Source organism: Romboutsia timonensis (assembly GCF_900106845.1).
Classification (GTDB): Bacteria; Bacillota; Clostridia; order Peptostreptococcales; family Peptostreptococcaceae; genus Romboutsia; species Romboutsia timonensis.
Genome location: NZ_LT629850.1, coordinates 1690340 through 1708362, shown reverse-complemented (window position 1 = coordinate 1708362; position 18023 = coordinate 1690340). Strand labels below are relative to the sequence as shown.

14 protein-coding genes are annotated in these 18023 nt (G+C 27.7%); 9 read left to right on the top strand and 5 right to left on the bottom strand.

The window, feature by feature from the left end; translation table 11 throughout:
• From BN7997_RS10710 to BN7997_RS10695, 4 genes are read left to right on the top strand one after another with little or no spacing between them, the layout of a single operon-like run.
• Positions 1–1020 carry a molybdopterin-binding protein gene (locus BN7997_RS10710; RefSeq protein ID WP_071120773.1) on the top strand — a complete coding sequence of 340 codons (1020 nt, stop codon included), beginning with the start codon at positions 1–3 and terminating at the stop codon, positions 1018–1020.
• A 13-nt stretch (positions 1021–1033) separates the two neighbouring features.
• Complete coding sequence (gene moaC, locus BN7997_RS10705) at positions 1034–1513, top strand: cyclic pyranopterin monophosphate synthase MoaC (RefSeq protein ID WP_071120772.1); 480 nt, start codon at positions 1034–1036, stop codon at positions 1511–1513.
• A gap of 11 nt (positions 1514–1524) precedes the next feature.
• The gene (moaA, locus tag BN7997_RS10700) at positions 1525–2496 is read left to right on the top strand and encodes a GTP 3',8-cyclase MoaA (RefSeq protein ID WP_071120771.1); all 972 of its coding nucleotides are present in this window, start codon (positions 1525–1527) and stop codon (positions 2494–2496) included.
• 4 nt (positions 2497–2500) lie between these two features.
• The gene (locus tag BN7997_RS10695) at positions 2501–2938 is read left to right on the top strand and encodes an MOSC domain-containing protein (protein WP_071120770.1); all 438 of its coding nucleotides are present in this window, start codon (positions 2501–2503) and stop codon (positions 2936–2938) included.
• A 58-nt stretch (positions 2939–2996) separates the two neighbouring features.
• Here the strand turns inward: BN7997_RS10695 and BN7997_RS10690 are convergent, their stop codons facing one another.
• Entirely contained in the window at positions 2997–3695 is a 699-nt protein-coding gene (locus BN7997_RS10690; RefSeq protein WP_071120769.1) for a YoaK family protein, read from the bottom strand.
• Between the two features lie 244 nt (positions 3696–3939).
• On the opposite strand from BN7997_RS10690, the gene BN7997_RS10685 reads away from it, so the two are divergent.
• Positions 3940–5124 (top strand): M20 metallopeptidase family protein, encoded by a 1185-nt coding sequence (locus BN7997_RS10685; RefSeq protein WP_071120768.1) that lies wholly within the window; start codon positions 3940–3942, stop codon positions 5122–5124.
• 71 nt (positions 5125–5195) lie between these two features.
• Here the strand turns inward: BN7997_RS10685 and BN7997_RS10680 are convergent, their stop codons facing one another.
• Both BN7997_RS10680 and BN7997_RS10675 read right to left on the bottom strand, forming a co-directional pair.
• Positions 5196–6497, bottom strand: coding sequence for a conjugated bile salt MFS transporter (locus BN7997_RS10680; RefSeq protein WP_071120767.1), 1302 nt, complete (start codon positions 6495–6497; stop codon positions 5196–5198).
• A gap of 89 nt (positions 6498–6586) precedes the next feature.
• Positions 6587–7939: an ACGS family protein gene (locus BN7997_RS10675; RefSeq protein WP_071120766.1), complete on the bottom strand. Its 1353-nt coding sequence runs from the start codon at positions 7937–7939 to the stop codon at positions 6587–6589.
• 463 nt (positions 7940–8402) lie between these two features.
• Here BN7997_RS10675 and BN7997_RS10670 point away from each other — a divergent pair, with 463 nt between their 5' ends.
• Positions 8403–9587, top strand: a complete 1185-nt coding sequence (locus BN7997_RS10670; RefSeq protein ID WP_071120765.1) for a M20 metallopeptidase family protein — start codon at positions 8403–8405, stop codon at positions 9585–9587.
• A 113-nt stretch (positions 9588–9700) separates the two neighbouring features.
• On the opposite strand, the gene nrdF is transcribed toward BN7997_RS10670, so the two are convergent.
• Both nrdF and nrdE read right to left on the bottom strand, forming a co-directional pair.
• Positions 9701–10672, bottom strand: coding sequence for a class 1b ribonucleoside-diphosphate reductase subunit beta (gene nrdF, locus BN7997_RS10665; protein ID WP_071120764.1), 972 nt, complete (start codon positions 10670–10672; stop codon positions 9701–9703).
• 14 nt (positions 10673–10686) lie between these two features.
• Positions 10687–12786, bottom strand: coding sequence for a class 1b ribonucleoside-diphosphate reductase subunit alpha (nrdE, locus tag BN7997_RS10660; RefSeq protein ID WP_071120763.1), 2100 nt, complete (start codon positions 12784–12786; stop codon positions 10687–10689).
• Between the two features lie 332 nt (positions 12787–13118).
• Between nrdE and lexA the strand changes: the two genes are divergently transcribed.
• From lexA to BN7997_RS10645, 3 genes are all read left to right on the top strand, one after another.
• Positions 13119–13649, top strand: a complete 531-nt coding sequence (gene lexA / locus BN7997_RS10655) for a transcriptional repressor LexA (RefSeq protein WP_071120762.1) — start codon at positions 13119–13121, stop codon at positions 13647–13649.
• 290 nt (positions 13650–13939) lie between these two features.
• Positions 13940–16342: a PAS domain S-box protein gene (locus tag BN7997_RS10650; protein ID WP_071120761.1), complete on the top strand. Its 2403-nt coding sequence runs from the start codon at positions 13940–13942 to the stop codon at positions 16340–16342.
• Between the two features lie 321 nt (positions 16343–16663).
• On the top strand, positions 16664–17902 hold the full coding sequence (locus tag BN7997_RS10645) for an NAD(P)-dependent oxidoreductase (RefSeq protein ID WP_071120760.1): 1239 nt from the start codon (positions 16664–16666) through the stop codon (positions 17900–17902).
• Positions 17903–18023 lie beyond the last annotated feature (121 nt).

Genomic DNA, 18023 nt, shown 5'->3' with positions numbered 1-18023 from the left:
ATGAAACAAATAAGAATTGAAGATTCTGTAGGTTGCATTTTATCTCATGATGTTACCAAAATAGTTCCAGGAGAATTTAAAGGAAGGTTATTTAAAAAAGGTCATGTAATAAGAGAAGAAGATATACCTAAGCTTTTAGATATAGGTAAGGAACATATATATGTTTGGGAACCTAAAAAAGGGCAACTTCACGAAAATGATGCTGCAATAAGGGTAAAAGACTTAGTATTAGGACAAGGGTGTTATATATCAGAGGAAATAAAAGAAGGTAAAATAGATTTCTTTGCAAATACTCAAGGAATAGTAAAAATAAATAAAGACTTACTTTTAAAGCTTAATTTACTAGGAGAAATAATAGTATCTACTATACACAACAATACTCCAGTAAAAAAAGGTGAAAAAATAGGAGCAACAAGAGTTATTCCTTTAATAATAGATGAGAAAAAAATCTTAGAAGCTGAAAAAATCATAAAAGAAAAAATAATAAGTGTAGAAGAAATAAAACCTAAAAAAGCTGTACTTATAACTACTGGTAATGAAGTTTATAAAGGAAGAATAAAAGATGCATTCTTACCAGTTATGAAAGAAAAGTTAGAGTATTATGGAAGTGAAATTGTTAAGCAAGTAATTCTTCCAGATAATAAAGAAATGATAACAGAAAATATATTAAAAGCCATAGAAGAAGATAAAGTAGATATGATAATTTGTACTGGAGGTATGTCAGTAGATCCAGATGATGTTACACCATCAGCAATAAAAGATTGTAATGGAGAAATTGTAACTTATGGTGCACCGGTTTTACCAGGAGCAATGTTTTTATTAGCATATTATAAAAACATACCTATACTTGGAGTTCCTAGTTGTGCTATGTATTCTAAAAGAACTATATTTGACTTAGTACTACCAAGGATTTTAGCCGATGAAAAATTATCATTTGAAGATATAGCAAGATTTGGTAATGGAGGAATGTGTTTAAACTGTGAAATATGTTCTTTCCCACATTGCTCATTTGGTAAATAGGAGGAAATTAAATATGAACAAGTTAACACATTTTGATAAAAATGGGAATGCAGTAATGGTAGATGTATCACAAAAAAATGAGACAGAAAGAATAGCAACTGCTTGTTCTAGTATTTCTCTAAGTAAGGAAACACTAGAGTGCATAAAAAATAACCAAATAGGAAAAGGTGATGTATTAGGTGTAGCTAGAGTAGCTGGTATAATGGCGGCTAAAAAAACATCTGACTTAATACCAATGTGCCATCCATTAATGCTTACAAGTTGTAATATAGATTATGAAATAGATGAAATTAATAGTAATATAAAAATATTAGCTACGGTAAAAATTGTAGGCAAAACAGGTGTAGAAATGGAAGCTTTAACAGCAGTAAGTGTATGTGCATTAACAATTTATGATATGTGTAAGGCAATAGATAAAAAAATGGTCATTGAAAATACATTTTTATTAAATAAAACAGGAGGTAAAAGTGGAGAATTTAACTTTTTTGAGTAGCCACTAAAGTTATGATAGACAAATTTGGAAGAAAAATAGACTATCTTAGGATTTCTGTCACGGAAAATTGTAATTTAAAGTGTATATATTGTATTGATGAAAATAACATACTAAATTCCTGTAACAATGATATTTTAACAGATGATGAAATTGTAAAAATTGCAACAGAATGTGAAAGACTAGGTATTAAAAAAATAAGAATTACAGGAGGAGAACCTTTAGTTCGAAAAAATATAGAAAGTTTAATATATAAACTAAAATGTATTAATGGAATGGAAGAGATATATATAACAACAAATGGTGTATTATTACATACTAAAATAGAAGATCTTAAGAAAAATGGATTAACCGGAGTAAATATAAGTTTAGATTCTTTAAATAAAGACAGATTTAAAAAGCTTACTAAGTTTGATAAATTACAAGATGTATTACTTTCTATAGATAAGGCATTAGAACTAGGTCTTAAAGTAAAGATAAATACAGTTATTGTTGATGATATAAATAAAGATGAAATAATAGATTTTGTAAACTTAACAAAAGATAAAAATTTAGATATTAGATTTATTGAACTTATGCCAATAGGTGCAGCAAAAAACTATAAAGGTACAAGCAATGAAGAAATAAATCAAATAATAAATAAAAATTTTAAAAATATTAAAGTCGAAAATAAAAGTAAAAGAAGTGGGCCTGCAAAATATATAAGAATAGATAACTATAAAGGAAAAATAGGATTTATAAGCCCAATATCAAGTTGTTTTTGTGAGGACTGCAATAGAATAAGATTAACTTCTACTGGATTTTTAAAAAAATGTTTACATTATAATTATGGAGTAGATTTAAAAAAACATATACGAAGTAACATAAGTGATAAAGATTTAAATGAGTTAATTTATTCAAATATTTATGATAAACCTCAAGAGCATCTTTTTATGGAGGACTGTGACAATAAAGAAAATAAATATATGAACCAAATCGGAGGATAGATACATGGGGAAAGTATTAGCTATTTGCATAAGTGAGAAAAAAGGAACATTAAAAAATGAAATAAATGAAGCTAAATTTATAGAAGACTTTGGTATAGAAAATGATGCACATGCAGGTAAATGGCATAGACAAGTTAGTTTATTAGAATTTAATAAAATAGATGAATTTAGAAAAAAAGGTGCAAATGTAGACTTTGGTGCTTTTGGAGAAAATCTAGTAATAGAAGGCATTGAATTAAATACACTTTCTATAGGTCAAAAAATAAAAATAGGGGATGTATTATTAGAAGTTACTCAAATAGGTAAAAAATGTCATGATAAATGTCAGATATATTATCAAGTTGGAGAATGTATAATGCCTAAGAATGGTATATTTACTAAAGTTTTAAATGGTGGAATTGTCAAAGTAGGAGATGAATGTAGCCTAGATTTAGATATATAATAGTAAGTAATGTTGTTGTTAAATTTTTAAAATAATATATTATAGCTGCCTCAAATATTTATTTGAGGCAGTTTTTATTTTCATAGCTATTTATCCAAAATGATTGTATTAATAATATAAAACTACAAATCCAAACAGCTTTAGTACTTATAGCAAGAGATACTAGAGTTCCAGGAATGGCACCCACTGCAAAAGAAAAAGTAAGAATTGTGAAAGTAAGGAGCTTTTTAATAGAATTTTTACTTTTTTCATCTAATACATTATATAGTAATAGACCAACATTTCTAATATTTCCAGTACATATAGTTGTATTAAACCCAATTCCAAGACATTCTTTAAATAAACACAACTGATATCCCATAAAAAAAGAAACTAGATTAGTAACAAAAATATCTGGAAAAAAAGTTGGAATTAAACCAATAAAAAATAATCCAATTGATTCTATAACTAAAGCTATTTTTCTCCAATCTCCAATGTATTTACATTTTATAATCATAGATTTTACTAATTCACTAAATACAGCACCTAATATACAAGCAACAATAGGAATAAAGTATCTTAATGCTTCTTGCCAATTACCAAGTGCAATATTAATTCCTAATTTAGACATATTAGCAGTGTGCATATTTGCTAATATATTATTTCTAGTAATATAGGTATATCCATTCATATAACCTCCAACAAAGGTCATTATCGTTAAAAAGATAGGATTTTCCCAAGGAGGAGTTTTTTGTTTTGTCTTATTGCTACTTTTCATAAAATTCACCTTTTAATATATGAATATTAATGATTTATATATTATGTCCTATATTAGTTAATAAATGCATTGGTAAAAGTACATATTAAATTCAAAAGTAATATTATTAATATATTTTTATCTGAGCGGATATTTTTTTTAATATTATACAAAATATAGTTGATAAGAAAAAATATATTATGTGAATTAATGTATTTATATAGGTTAAAAATAAAGTAAATTAAGAAATAAGTGAGGTAGTATTATGAATAAACTTTTAGAACAAGCTATAGCGATGAAAGATGAGATTATATCTTATAGAAGAACTATTCACAATAACCCTGAGGTTGGAACTGAATTACCTAAAACAAAAGCATATGTTATGGATAAGTTAAGAGAATTTGGATATGAACCTAAGGAAATATGTGAAAGTGGTATAGTTGCTACAATTGAAGGAAGCAAACCAGGGAAGACTTTCTTACTAAGAGCAGATATGGATGCCTTACCAATGGCAGAAGCTACTGGTCTTGATTTTAAATCAAATAATGGTTCTATGCATTCATGTGGTCATGATATGCATACAGCTATGCTTTTAGGTGCTGCAAAACTATTAAAACAAAATCAAAATGAAATAGAAGGTACAGTTAAATTAGTGTTCCAACCAGATGAAGAAGGATTTACTGGTGCTAAGAAAATGATAAAAGCAGGAGTTCTTAAAAATCCAGATGTTGATGCAGCAATGGCAATGCATGTACATTCTGGCACACCTTCAAACTTAATATTATGTGGATTAGGAACTAGTATAGGTGGATGTTATAGATTTAGAATAGCAGTAAAAGGTACAGGATGTCATGGAGCTATGCCAGAATTAGGAGTAGACCCAATAAATATAGCAACACATATATATTTATCACTACAAGAAATAACAAGTAGAGAAGTAACAGCTACAAAACCTGCTGTTATAACAATAGGAAAATTTGCAGGTGGAGATGCTCCTAATATAATACCATCAGAAGTTATTATGGAAGGTACAGTAAGATTCTTAGATAAAGAAGTTGGAGAATTTATAGTTGAAAGAATGAATGATATAATTACATCTACTGCTAAATTGTTTAGAGGAGAAGCAGAGTTAATAGAGTTATCTTCAGTACCTCCACTAACTAATGATGATAAACTAGCTCATGAAGTTACTAACTATATGAAAGATATAGTAGGAGAAAAAGCAGTTGTGTTATTTAACGGTGGAGGAATGGGATCAGAAGACTTTGCCTCTTATTCATATGAAGTTCCAAGTTTATATATTATGTTAGGTGCAGGTTCAAAACAAGAAAATGATTTATTTGGAGCACCAATGCATAATCAACATGTTGTATTTAATGAAGATATATTACCTACAGGAGCTGCTGTACATGCGTATAGTGCTATAATGTGGTTAAAAAATAATAAATAGATTATATTTTGTATTAAAACAATAAAAAAGCGTAGATAAAATCTACGCTTTTTTATAATATAAATATATTTTTAGTTAGCTTTTTTCATTTCATTAGAATCAAAGTTAGCTAAATTTTCTTTCTTTGCTTTGCTCATAGCTTTTATAGCTACTAATAACATTGAGTAAGCAACCAATATAGCAACTAATATGAATGACCAAGCTATCATGTATCCAGCTTTATCAACTATAACTCCGAATACGAATGATCCGAAAGCAAATCCTAAAGCAAAGAATACTTGAGTTATACCTAATATAGCTCCAAAATCTTTCCTTCCGAATAAAGCCCCAACTAACATTGATGGCGCTAAGATGTAAGCAAATACTGACACTCCTTTAGAAACTCCATATACATATGCTAAAGCTGGTATTTGTGGAGCAAGCATTAGTGATAAACAAGCTACTAAAGCTAAAACAAATCCTATTACTGTAGTTTTAGTAGTTCCAAACTTATCGTAGAAAGTTCCTCCTAATAAGTTTCCGAATAAAGAACATGCGGCAAATATTGATCCTACTGTTCCTAAAACTGCTTTATCAAATCCCTTAGAACCTAAGAATGCTGAATATTGAGTAGCTAAAGCTGATACATATATCCCTATGAATGCGAATGCTATAGCAAATATCCAGTATGCCTTCATTTTTGTAGCTTCTGCAAGCGTATATCCTTCTTTTGATTCAACTTTTTCTTCTGTATTAGTGTTTACTTCTTTATTTTTTCCTACTGCAACTTCAGAATTATCCTTTGCAGTTCTAATGAATAGTAAAGATACTGCTAACCCAACTACTAGTGATAATAATGCAAATCTTTGATACGCAGCAGCATATCCATATTGAGCTATCCAGTTTACTGAGAATTGTTGTAAGAATATATTACCTAAACCACTTCCAGCAAATGCTAGACCTGTAGCTTTACCTCTTAAACTATCATCAAACCAAGACATCATTATAACTGGTATCCCTATAGATGACATTGTAGCAGCTCCTACTTGAGCTATTCCATACCCAAGATAGAATAATACGATTTGTTTCCCTGCTATACTTAACATAAATATTCCACTTGCTGATACTATTGCACCTACAGTAAATATTATTTTAGCTGGGAATTTATTGAATAACTTTCCAATTGTTGGAGAGAATAATGCAGATATTATTGTCCCAAATGTAAACATCAGTGATATCGCACCTAATCCAAATCCTTCTGTATCCATTATAGGCTTTAAGAATTGAGGATGTATATTTGATGCTACACCAAATGGTATTGCTTGAATAAGCATACATGCAACTACTATTAGCCATGCATTTGAGAATTTTCTCTTGTTAATAGAATTAGTCATTTTTATAATTTCTCCTTAAAAAAAATTTATATGATTCGTACAAGTAATATAAAATAACTTGTACGAATCATTATTAAGCAGCCTTTTTATTAAGCAGCTTTATTAACATCTTTAACTTCGCCATTCTTTATAGCTTTATTTGTTTTGTAAGCAAATACAGTTAAAGCTATTAAATTTATACCTGAACATACGAATAATAATAAGTCAACTGCTTCAAATACAACGTTAGCTCCAAATATAGCTAATGTTCCAGCTGATACTATTAAAGTTAAGTATATAACGATATTTTTATTAACAGCGTTGTTTTTGAATAATTTTCTTAAATAGTAGTATGAACCTAATATAGTAGTCATTGCAGATAATACTGTGAATAATGACATTACTACTAAACCAAATGTTCCTGTAACACTAGATGCTGTTTGGAAGAAAGTAGATAATCTGTAAATAGCGTCATTTGGAGTACTATAGTCTATTATTCCTGCATCTATACCATAACTTGCTATATAAGAAGTTATAAATATAGCTATGAATAAAGTCATTATACTTGGTATTAAAGATATCATACCAGCTTCTCTTGGCTCAGAATCAGATTGTTGAGCAGACATTGCTAAACATCCAAGTCCAGTTTCAACAGTTTGTAAAACTTTTTGCATACCTAAAACAAATCCTAGAGGTACACCTGCCATAGCAGTTACAGGGTTCATCATTCCTTCTATTAATCCAGAGAAGTAAGTTGGTATATAACCAGCAGTTTTTCCTATAAATATAGCAGCAAATAATAAGTATCCAGCTAAAGCTGTTCCTATCATGTAAGTCATAGCGTTCATGAATATGTCGTCTTTTTTAGATAATACAACAAGTGCTACTATAGCTATTACAGGTATTACTATAAACATATATCTTTGAACTAAAGTAAGTTCAACGCCCATGAATTGAGAAGCTACTATTGTAAATACAGAGTCTATTCCGCTGAATTGGAATCCACCAAACCCAAATACCATTAAAGCAACCATTGCTAATCCATAGAATAATCCTAACTTAGGACTTATTAAGTTAGATATATATTCTCTTGGACCTTGCTTCATTATTTTTGAGTTTACAGTCTCAGAATAAGAAACAGGTATCATTACACATGCTCCTATTAAAGCCCAAGCAACTATAGCTTCTACATGATGTTGTCCTCCACCATATAATTTAGATAATGCTCCAAGAACTCCTACTATAGCTCCTGTCCCAACCATTGCTCCTAATGATATTGAAGCAGGTCCTATCATGTTTTTAAATTTTAATTTTGATGGTTTTGTTAATTTAGGTTGTATTTTGAATATAGTTGTAAATGCCATATATGCACCTAATATTAACATAAACGGTACGAACACAGGCCATATAACATCAGAAGTTTTTGTTATAAGGTGTTCTAATTGTATTAAAACTAAATCCATTTTTTTCTCCTATACTAATAACTATTTAAAATTTGACTTAGAACTTATATGAATATGATTATTTTTATCTAGTTATACATAGTAAGAAATAAAATATATCAATTGTAGCATTATGTTATAAATTGTAATACTATAAGGGGTAAAAAGTCAATAAATTTCTTCAAAAACAATCAAAAACCTACAAAAAAATTCAATATAATTCATTATTTAAAAAATAACAAAATTTAAAAAATAACAAATGTTGACTATATATGTCTACATTTGTTATTATTATATTGAATATGACTTATATGACTTATATGAAATATGACGAAGAAATTTGAACTTTAATATTTTACGTTAATATTTTAAAATAGGATTAATATATAAAGTGATTAATATATAAATAGGTATATATAAATAGGTAAGAAATAAATATATTAAACGTTGTATAAAATAATCAAGTAATGAATGAGGTATAGTTATGAACAAAATAATGGAACAAGCAATAGCTATAAAAGATGATATAGTATCATATAGAAGAACAATTCATGCTAATCCAGAAGTTGGTACTGAATTACCAATGACAAAGAAATTTGTTATGGATAAGTTAAAAGAATTTGGTTATGAACCACAAGAAATATGTGAAAGTGGTATAGTAGCTACTATATCAGGACCAAAACCAGGAAAAACTTTCTTATTAAGAGCTGATATGGATGCACTTCCAATGGAAGAAACAACAGTTTGTGATTTTGCTGCTAAAAACGGAAATATGCATTCATGTGGACATGACATGCACAGTGCTATGTTACTTGGAGCTGCTAAATTATTAAAGCAAAACCAAGACCAAATAGAAGGAACAGTTAAATTAGTATTCCAACCAGATGAAGAAGGATTCACTGGAGCAAAAGCTATGATAGAAGCTGGGGTATTACAAAATCCTAAAGTAGATGCAGCAATGGCTATGCACGTAAATTCAGGAACACCATCTAACTTAGTAGTAGCTGGTAAAGGTACTAGTATAGGAGGATGTTTCAGATTTAGAATAGTTGTTAAAGGAGTTGGATGTCACGGAGCTATGCCTGAAACAGGAGTAGACCCAATATTCATAGCTCACCACATATATTCAGGTCTTCAAAGTATATTAACAAGAGAAATACCTGCTATAAAACCAGCTGTTATAACTATAGGTAAATTTGTAGGTGGAGATGCTCCTAACATAATACCTGGAGAAGTTGTTATGGAAGGAACATTCAGATACTTAGATAAAGAAATGGGAGATATGGTAATAGCAAGAATGAACGAAATAGTTACTGCTACTGCTAAAGCTCACAGAGGAGAAGCTGAATTAATAGAATTATCTTCTGTACCACCATTAACTAATGATAACGACTTATTAAACGAAATCACTGGATATGTAAAAGACATAGTAAGTGAAAGAGGAGTATTCGTATTTGAAGGTGGCGGAATGGGTTCTGAGGACTTCGCATCTTATTCATATGAAGTGCCAAGCTTATACATCATATTAGGTGCTGGAGCTAAGAATGAAAATGAAGAATTCGGTGTTCCAATGCATAACTCAAAAGTAGTATTCAATGAAGATATATTACCAACTGGAGCTGCTATACATGCTCACAGTGCTATAACATGGTTAAAAAACAACAAGTAGGGATATAATAATATAATAGAATCATTAGCTTATTTAATTTTTATAATACAGATAAAATAAGAATCCTAAAGATTTATTGTAAATCTTTAGGATTTTTATTTATCTAATGTAATTTATATTATAAAATCTTCATCTTCTAACTCTTCATAAATACCTTTTTGATATCCATTACCTTTAGTAGAGAAGAAGTCATGAGATTTAGTTTCTGTACTTAAACCATTTAAAACTATTGGATTTATATCTGAAACTTCATAATAGCTTTCAAAGCCTAAGTTTTCTAAAGCTCTATTAGCATTGTACTTTAAGAAGTTTATAACTTCATTAGTAAAACCAGTTCCATCATAAATCGTCTTAGTATAGTTAATTTCATTTTCCATAAGACTTTCAAATATAGAATAAGCTTTATTTTTTAATTCACTTTTTTTATATTTATCAAAAGAATTAAATAATTCTTGAGCCAAAAGTCCAATATATTTGCCATGTAAAGACTCATCTCTAAGTATTAAGGATATTATCTCACCACTAGCAACCATTTTTCCTTGTCCTGCTAAGTATAGAGGATAGAAAAATCCAGAGTAAAATAAGAAACTTTCTAAAAATACACTAGTTACCATAGAAAGATATAAGCTTTCATTGTCATTAGTATTTTCATATTGAGCTAATATTAAATCAGCTTTTCTCTGTAAAGTTGGTTCATTTTCTATCCAATTGAATAATTCATCTATTTGATCATTAGAAAGTAATGTCATAAATATTGATGAATAACTCTTTGCATGAATTTCTTCCATTGTACCCATAAATGATAAAACAGCTTTTCTTTGTAAGTTTTCTGTTAAATTCATCATAGATGGTACTCCATTATTTCCTTGGTTTGTATCTAATAATGTAAGCCCTGCCAATACCTTTTTATATAATTCTTTTTCTTTTTCACTTAGCATACTCCAACATTTTAAGTCTTTAGATACAGATATTTCTTCGGGAAGCCAAAACTGCTTAACATTTTGTTCCCAAAACGCTTGTGTAAAGCCATCATCTTCTTTGTTCCAGTTAACTGCCTTGTGAATTCTTTTTAAATTAAATGTCATAATATTTTACCCCCTTAAACTGAACAACTTAAACATTCATTATTCTCTCTAGTCATTTTAGTTCTTGTATAATACAAACTTTTAAGACCTTTTTTATATGCATATATATAATACCTTGCTATATCTCTAGTTGTTTTATCATCTGTGACAAATAATGTTGTAGATATACCTTGGTCAACATGTTTTTGAACAGTAGCTACTAAGTCTATAACCTTTCTCATATCCATTCTATATGCTGATTGATAGTATAGCATATTTTCATTAGTTAAAAATGGCATAGGGTATATAGTAGTTGAATCACCATAAGTTCTAACTTCAACAGGTTCCATAATAGGCATTATACTTGAAGTTGCATTTTGAACATAACTAATACTTTGAGTAGGAGCAATGGCTAATAAGTAAGCATTATATAAACCATTTATTTTAACTTTATCTAAAAGGTCGGCCCAATCCTTATTAGTTGGAATATATATACCTTCAAATAATTTAGATACTTTTTCTGTTTTTGGTAAGAAAGATTCATTATAATATTTTGAAAGAACTTTACTTTTATTTCCTTTTGCATATTCAGATTTCTCAAAGCCTTTAAATTTAACATTTTTATCTATAGCTAATTCCATAGATGCTTTTATAGAGTAGTATCTTATTATAGCGAAAAATACATTTGAAAAATCTATAGCTTCATCAGATGTATATAATATATTTTCTCTCATTAAGTACCCATGTAAATTCATAGCACCTAATCCAATAGAATGAGAAGAATCATTTCCATTTTTAACAGTTGGAACTTTATCTATACTAGTTTTATCAGATACAAATGATAATGCACGAATAGAAGTTTTTACAGTTCTTTCTATATCTTTATTATCCATAACATTTGCTATATTTAAAGAGCCTAAATTACAACTTATATCTTGGCCCCAATTATTGTTACCACAGTACCCATTAATATCTGATGGAGTTTGATATTGGAATATTTCACAACATAAATTTGACATTTTTATTCTTCCAACATCCTTTAAAGTATGTTCTTTATTTGCAGTATCTAAAAATACAACATATGGATATCCACTTTCTTGTTGCATTTGAGCTATTTTAGTTAACATTTGTCTTGGATTTATTTCTTTTTTTCGTATATCATTATCATTTACTAATTTATCATACCACTCATTAATATCAATATCATCAAAGTTGATACCATACTTTTTATATACAGAATGAGGATAAAAGGCATAAGCTTTTTCATTTTTTTCAGCAAGTTCCATAAACTTATCAGGAATAATGGCACCTAATGAAAGAGAAGCTAGTCTTATTTTTTCGTCTGCATTTATTTTTTTAGTATCCATCAAAAGTTCAAAATCAGGATGAAATACTGATAAATAAACAGCTCCAGCACCTTGCCTAGCACCCATTTGATTAAAATATGAAAATGATTGTTCTAACATTTTAGCTACACCAACTACACCACCAGCAGCTCCTTCAATATTTTTGATAGGTTCGTTTGATGCTCTTAATCTTGAAAGGTTTAAAGCAACACCGCCACCTATTTTAGATAAATGGTTTGCTGATGAAATTGCATAAGATATACCTTCTGTACTATCTTCTACAGATAATAAAAAGCATGAAACTAATTCACCAGATCTTTTTCTACCAGCATTTAAAAATGTTGGAGTAGCAGGTTGAAACTCTTGTTTTATTAATTTTTCAGCTAAATCAAATGCAAAGCTCTCATCACCATCAGCTAATGCTAAAGATACTATTAATACTTTATCATTATAAGTTTCTAATATTTCTTTACCGTCATTAGTTTTTAATGCATAATTTTGGTAGAATTTGTTTGCACTCATATAAGACTTAAATTCAAAATTATGTTTTTTTATAAAGTCAAATAAATTTGTTATAAAGCTTAAGCTATATTTATTTAATGTATCTTTGCAATAGTATTCATTTTCTATTAAATATTGCAATTTTTCTTCTAAATTATTAAATTTTTTTATCTTTGGAGAAATATATTCATCTAAATAACTATTTAAAGCTTCTTTATCTTTATCTAGTTGATACTTACCCTCATTATCCTTAATTATTACTTGATTATTCAATTTTATCCAATTCATATTAATCCACCTTTTGTCAAGTTATTTTAAAACTATATATAGTAGTTTGTTTGCAGTTTAAACACTACATATGGTATATACACCAAAGGTGATATTTTTAATCATATTAATAATTATTTATAAAAAATTCGCTTTGTTTGAGCGACGTGTCGGCGAAACACTTCATTTTGCCAACGATATATCCTTGATCAAATATAAATAAATTACCACAGAAAATGTATTTATAGGTATAATAGAAGTATTAATATGTATATAATAAGAATTTGATTATGATATATGTTTAAATAGATAAATAAATAGGTATAAATAAATTTAAGAAAGGGGATTAATAGATGAAAAGTTTTCAAATGGAACTTTCATTATTTATTGAAAGTTATGAGTATATAGATTTAAAAAAGGGAAGAAAAATTAATTTTCAAAGAGACCCTAGTAAAATAGAAGAAATAATATTTGAAGATAATGAAATAGAAGAAGATGTTACTAAAATACCTGTATATAGTGAAATAGCAGCAGGTATGCCAATTTATATAAATGACGAAATAGAAGGGAACTTTTATCTTCCAAGTTGGTTAGTAAAATCATCAAAAGATACATTTATGCTAAAGATAAATGGAGATAGTATGATAAATGCCAACATACATGATAGTGATTTAGTCGTTATAAAAAAGCAAGATGCAGTATATAATGGAGAAATAGTTGCTGTCGATATAGATGGATATGCAACGATAAAAAGAATAAATATAGACGGAAAATATGCTATATTATCTCCAGAAAATAATAAGTACGAACCAATTGTAATGCCAATAGATGATGTAAGAATAATTGGTTGTGCAGTAGGTATTTTAAAAAGTAAATTTTATTAAAAAATGTAAAAGTTATGAGAAGATATCTTCTCATAACTTTTTTACGCTTAAGGATATTATAATATTTAAAAAAATGTGGATAACTTCTGAATGTAAGTAATATCAATAAACTGGTTTTGAGCGTAAAAAAGATTTTGAAATGCTTCGCCCACGCAGTGGCTCGAGCAACGGACGAAGTCGTTGGCGACATGAGCGAAGCGAATTTTTATGTTAATTTTATATCTAAAAATGAAAAAAAGGGAAAAATATGTTATAATTTTAATTATTGTGTGCAAATTTAGGGGGAATAAATGGAAATTTTATTAGAAAAAGTGGATGAGTATATTTTAATAGTAGATTACAATGGAAAAATAATTTTTGCTAATGGTAAATTTCTAAAAAAATTCGGATATAAAAAAAATGAATTATGTAATATAAATATAAATGAAGTTATAGCTAATGAGTATTTAGAAATAGATAAAATATCAGCTTATAAAAATGGAGTAAGTAAAGAACTAGAAATTATAACAAAAAATAGTGAAAAAATAAAATTAGAAAGTAACATATTTATAGATGAATTTAAAAGTAAAAGAAGTTTATTTATAATATCAAAAGGTATAAATGAATCTAATTTTACAAAAGAACACATAGAATTATTATTAGATAATATATATACAGGAGCATTTATTAAAGATGCTTCAGGAAAATATCTATATTTTAGCAAAACTTTATGTGAATTCTTTGGTAAATCTAGAGATGAAATTATAGGTAAATGTGATGAGGAGATTTTTCCATCAAATATTGTAGAAACTTTCAAAGAAACAGATAAAATAGTAATAGAGAGTAAAGTGGGTAAATTATATGAGGATAAAATAAATATATTTGGAAAAAAAGTTACATATGAAACTTATAAGCTTCCTATATATGATGGAAATAATAACTTGAAATATATAGTAGGATCATGTAAAGATACTAGTTTACAAAATATAGCTAAAGATGAAATATTTAAACATTATAGTAAAGCTATTGCTATTAATGCTGATGAAAGGCAAGATAGTTTATATGAGTTATTAAATCGTATATCAAATAGTATAATAGAACATTCAAATGCTAAAGGCTTAGCTATAAGTCTTTATGATAAAGGTAATCTAGAATTAAAACCGTATATAACACTAAAAAATGCAGCTAAAGTACTTGCTAGAGTTGATAAAATAAGGATTAGTAAAAATGAAGAAAAGGCTATTTTAGATGGAAAAACTTATAGAGGGTTTAAAGGAATAAATAAAATAAGAACAAAGACTGACATAGAAGAAATAGATGTAGATATAGATGCTATAAATGGTTTAGAATATCTTTGTATATATCCTATGATAGTAAGAAATGAATTAATAGGTACATTCTCTATGACTTATAGTAAGGAAGACGCACCAAAGTATAATCAAGATACTTTATTTGAAGAAATTGCATATAAAATTGCAATGCTTATAAAAAATTATAGATTATCTCAAGAATTAAAATTAGAAAATCAAAAACGTAAAGAATCAGAAGAAGAACTGAGTCTTTATTTAGATGTGTCAGCAGATTTAAAAGCAACATCAAATATACATGGGTATATTATTAAAGCTAATGATTCGTGGGAAAAAGTACTTGGTTGGAGTAAAGCGGAAATAAAAGCTATGCACTATAGTGACTTAATACATCCTGATGATATTTCTATATTGGAATATTTATATGATCCAAATTATATAGTAGAAGAAATAAAGCATTTAACTATTAGATTTTTATGTAAAGATAATAGTTATAAATGGATAGAACTAAGTGCAAAGTATGTAAAAGATAAAAATGTATTTATATTTACAGGCATAGATGTTACAAAAAGAAAAGAAGTAGAAGAAGAAAAGAAAAAATTAGAAGAAACTATTCAACTAGAAAGTATAAGAAATGAATTTTTTGGAAATATATCTCATGAATTTAAAACACCATTAAATATAATACTTGGAATTGTTCAATTAATAGATAAAAATATAGAGTTAGATAATATAACTAAAGAGAATTTAATACGACATGTAGATATTATGAAACAAAATTCTTATAGGCTACTAAGACTAGTAAATAATTTAATAGATATAAGTAGAATTGACATAGGATATTATAATTTACAACCTTCTAACTACAATATAGTAAAAGTAATAGAAGATATAACTTTATCAATAGCGGAATATGTTAAACATAAAAAAATAAACCTGATATTTAATACAGACGTTGAAGAAATAACATTAGCTTGTGATCCAGATAAAATAGAAAGGGTAATGTTAAATTTATTATCAAATGCAATTAAGTATACAGACGATAATGGAGATATATATGTGTCTTTAAATAAAGTAAATGAAGATGTAGTTGTATCTGTAAAAGATAGTGGAGTAGGAATACCAAATGATAAGTTAGAATTGATATTTGATAGATTTGGACAAGCAAATGATATTCTTTCTAGAAGATGTGAAGGAAGTGGGATAGGACTATCTATTGTAAAATCAATTGTAGAAATGCATGGTGGTAAAATAGAAGTATTTAGTGAAATAGGTAAGGGAAGTGAATTTGTATTTAATATACCTATTAAAATTTTAGAAGAAGAAAATGTTATACTAACATGTGACAATAAGGACTATCACGTTGAGAAATGTAATATAGAATTTTCTGATATATATAGTATATAAAGTTATGGGATAACCCATAACTTTTTTAATGAAAATAATTTATATAAATATAATTGAGGCAAAATTAATATACATTAAAGACTTTTTATAAAAGAGATAGTATAATAAATAATATTAAAATATTACAATAAATTACAAAATAAAACTTAATATATAAAATCAAGTATATTTGGTTGAGTAAAATGAAAAACACTTAAAAACTTTATAAGCATATAGAAATATAAGTTTTTAGGTGGGTTAATGCTAATAAAATGTAGCCAAAAGAATAAGAATTAAAGAAAGATATATATTAAATCTTACTTTGATTTATAGGAGGTAACCATGAAAGCAATAGACATTAATAAATTAAAGGAAGAAGCGAATAGATGTTTTTTATGTAAAGTTCCAAAATGTAAAAAATACTGTCCAATTGATACACAAATACCAGCAGTAATACAATTATTTAAAGAAAATAAAATAGATGAAGCAGGGGAGATATTATTTAATAATAACCCATTATCAGCAATCTGTGGAGTGGTTTGCCCACATGAAGATCAGTGTTTAGGAAACTGTATAAGAGGAATAAAAGATGAACCAGTAAATTTTTACGAAATAGAAAGCTTTATATCTAGGGAGTATTTAAAAAATACTAAATTAAAACAAGAAAATAAGTTAAATGAAAGAATAGCTATAATAGGTTCAGGTCCAGCTGGAATATCATTAGCTTTAATATTAGCTAAAAAGGGATACAAAGTAACTATATTTGAAAAAAGATCACATATAGGTGGAGTTTTACGATATGGTATTCCAAAGTTTAGATTACCAGTAGGAGTTTTAGATGACATAGAAAATATGTTATTAGATTTAAATGTAAAAATAAGATATAATGCGCTAGTAGGGCCAGTAATAACAATAGACAAATTATTTGAAGATGGGTATGATGCAATATTTATAGGTACAGGTGTATGGAATCCAAAGCCTTTAAATATAAAGGGGGAAACATTTGGACATGTACACTATGCAATTGACTATTTAAAATCACCAAACTCATATAGACTAGGTGATAATGTAGTTATAATTGGTGCAGGAAATGTTGCAATGGATGCTGCAAAAAACCATGGAGCAAGTAATGTTACAGTTGTATATAGAAAAGGTTTTGAAGATATGACAGCTACAAAAGCTGAAATAAAGGATGCAAAAGAAGATGGAGTAAACTTTGAATTATTTAAAGCTCCAGTTGAAATAATTGATGAAGGTGTTATATTTATAGACACTAAAAAGCTAGATGATGAAAGAAAAACTATGGTTAATATAGAAGGATCAGAGAAGTTGATAAATGCAGACTCAGTTATAATTGCAATTAGCCAAAGTCCTAAAAATAATATAGTATCAAATACTAAGAATATAGATACTAATAAATATGGTCTTTTAGTTACAGATGATGAAGGTCATACAACAAGAGAAGGTGTATTTGCATCAGGAGATGTTGTTACAGGAGCAAAAACTGTAGTTGAAGCAGTAGCTAATGCTAAAAAAGTTGCAAATTCAATAGAAGAGTATTTAAAATTAAAGAGAGTATAATTTAATTAAAATTATAAAATAAAAAATAAGGCGTCGGAAATTCCGACACCTTATTTTTTACGTATAAGAAAACTAAGATATGAAAATTTATTTAGATAAAGTATGTTATATCGTTGGAGAC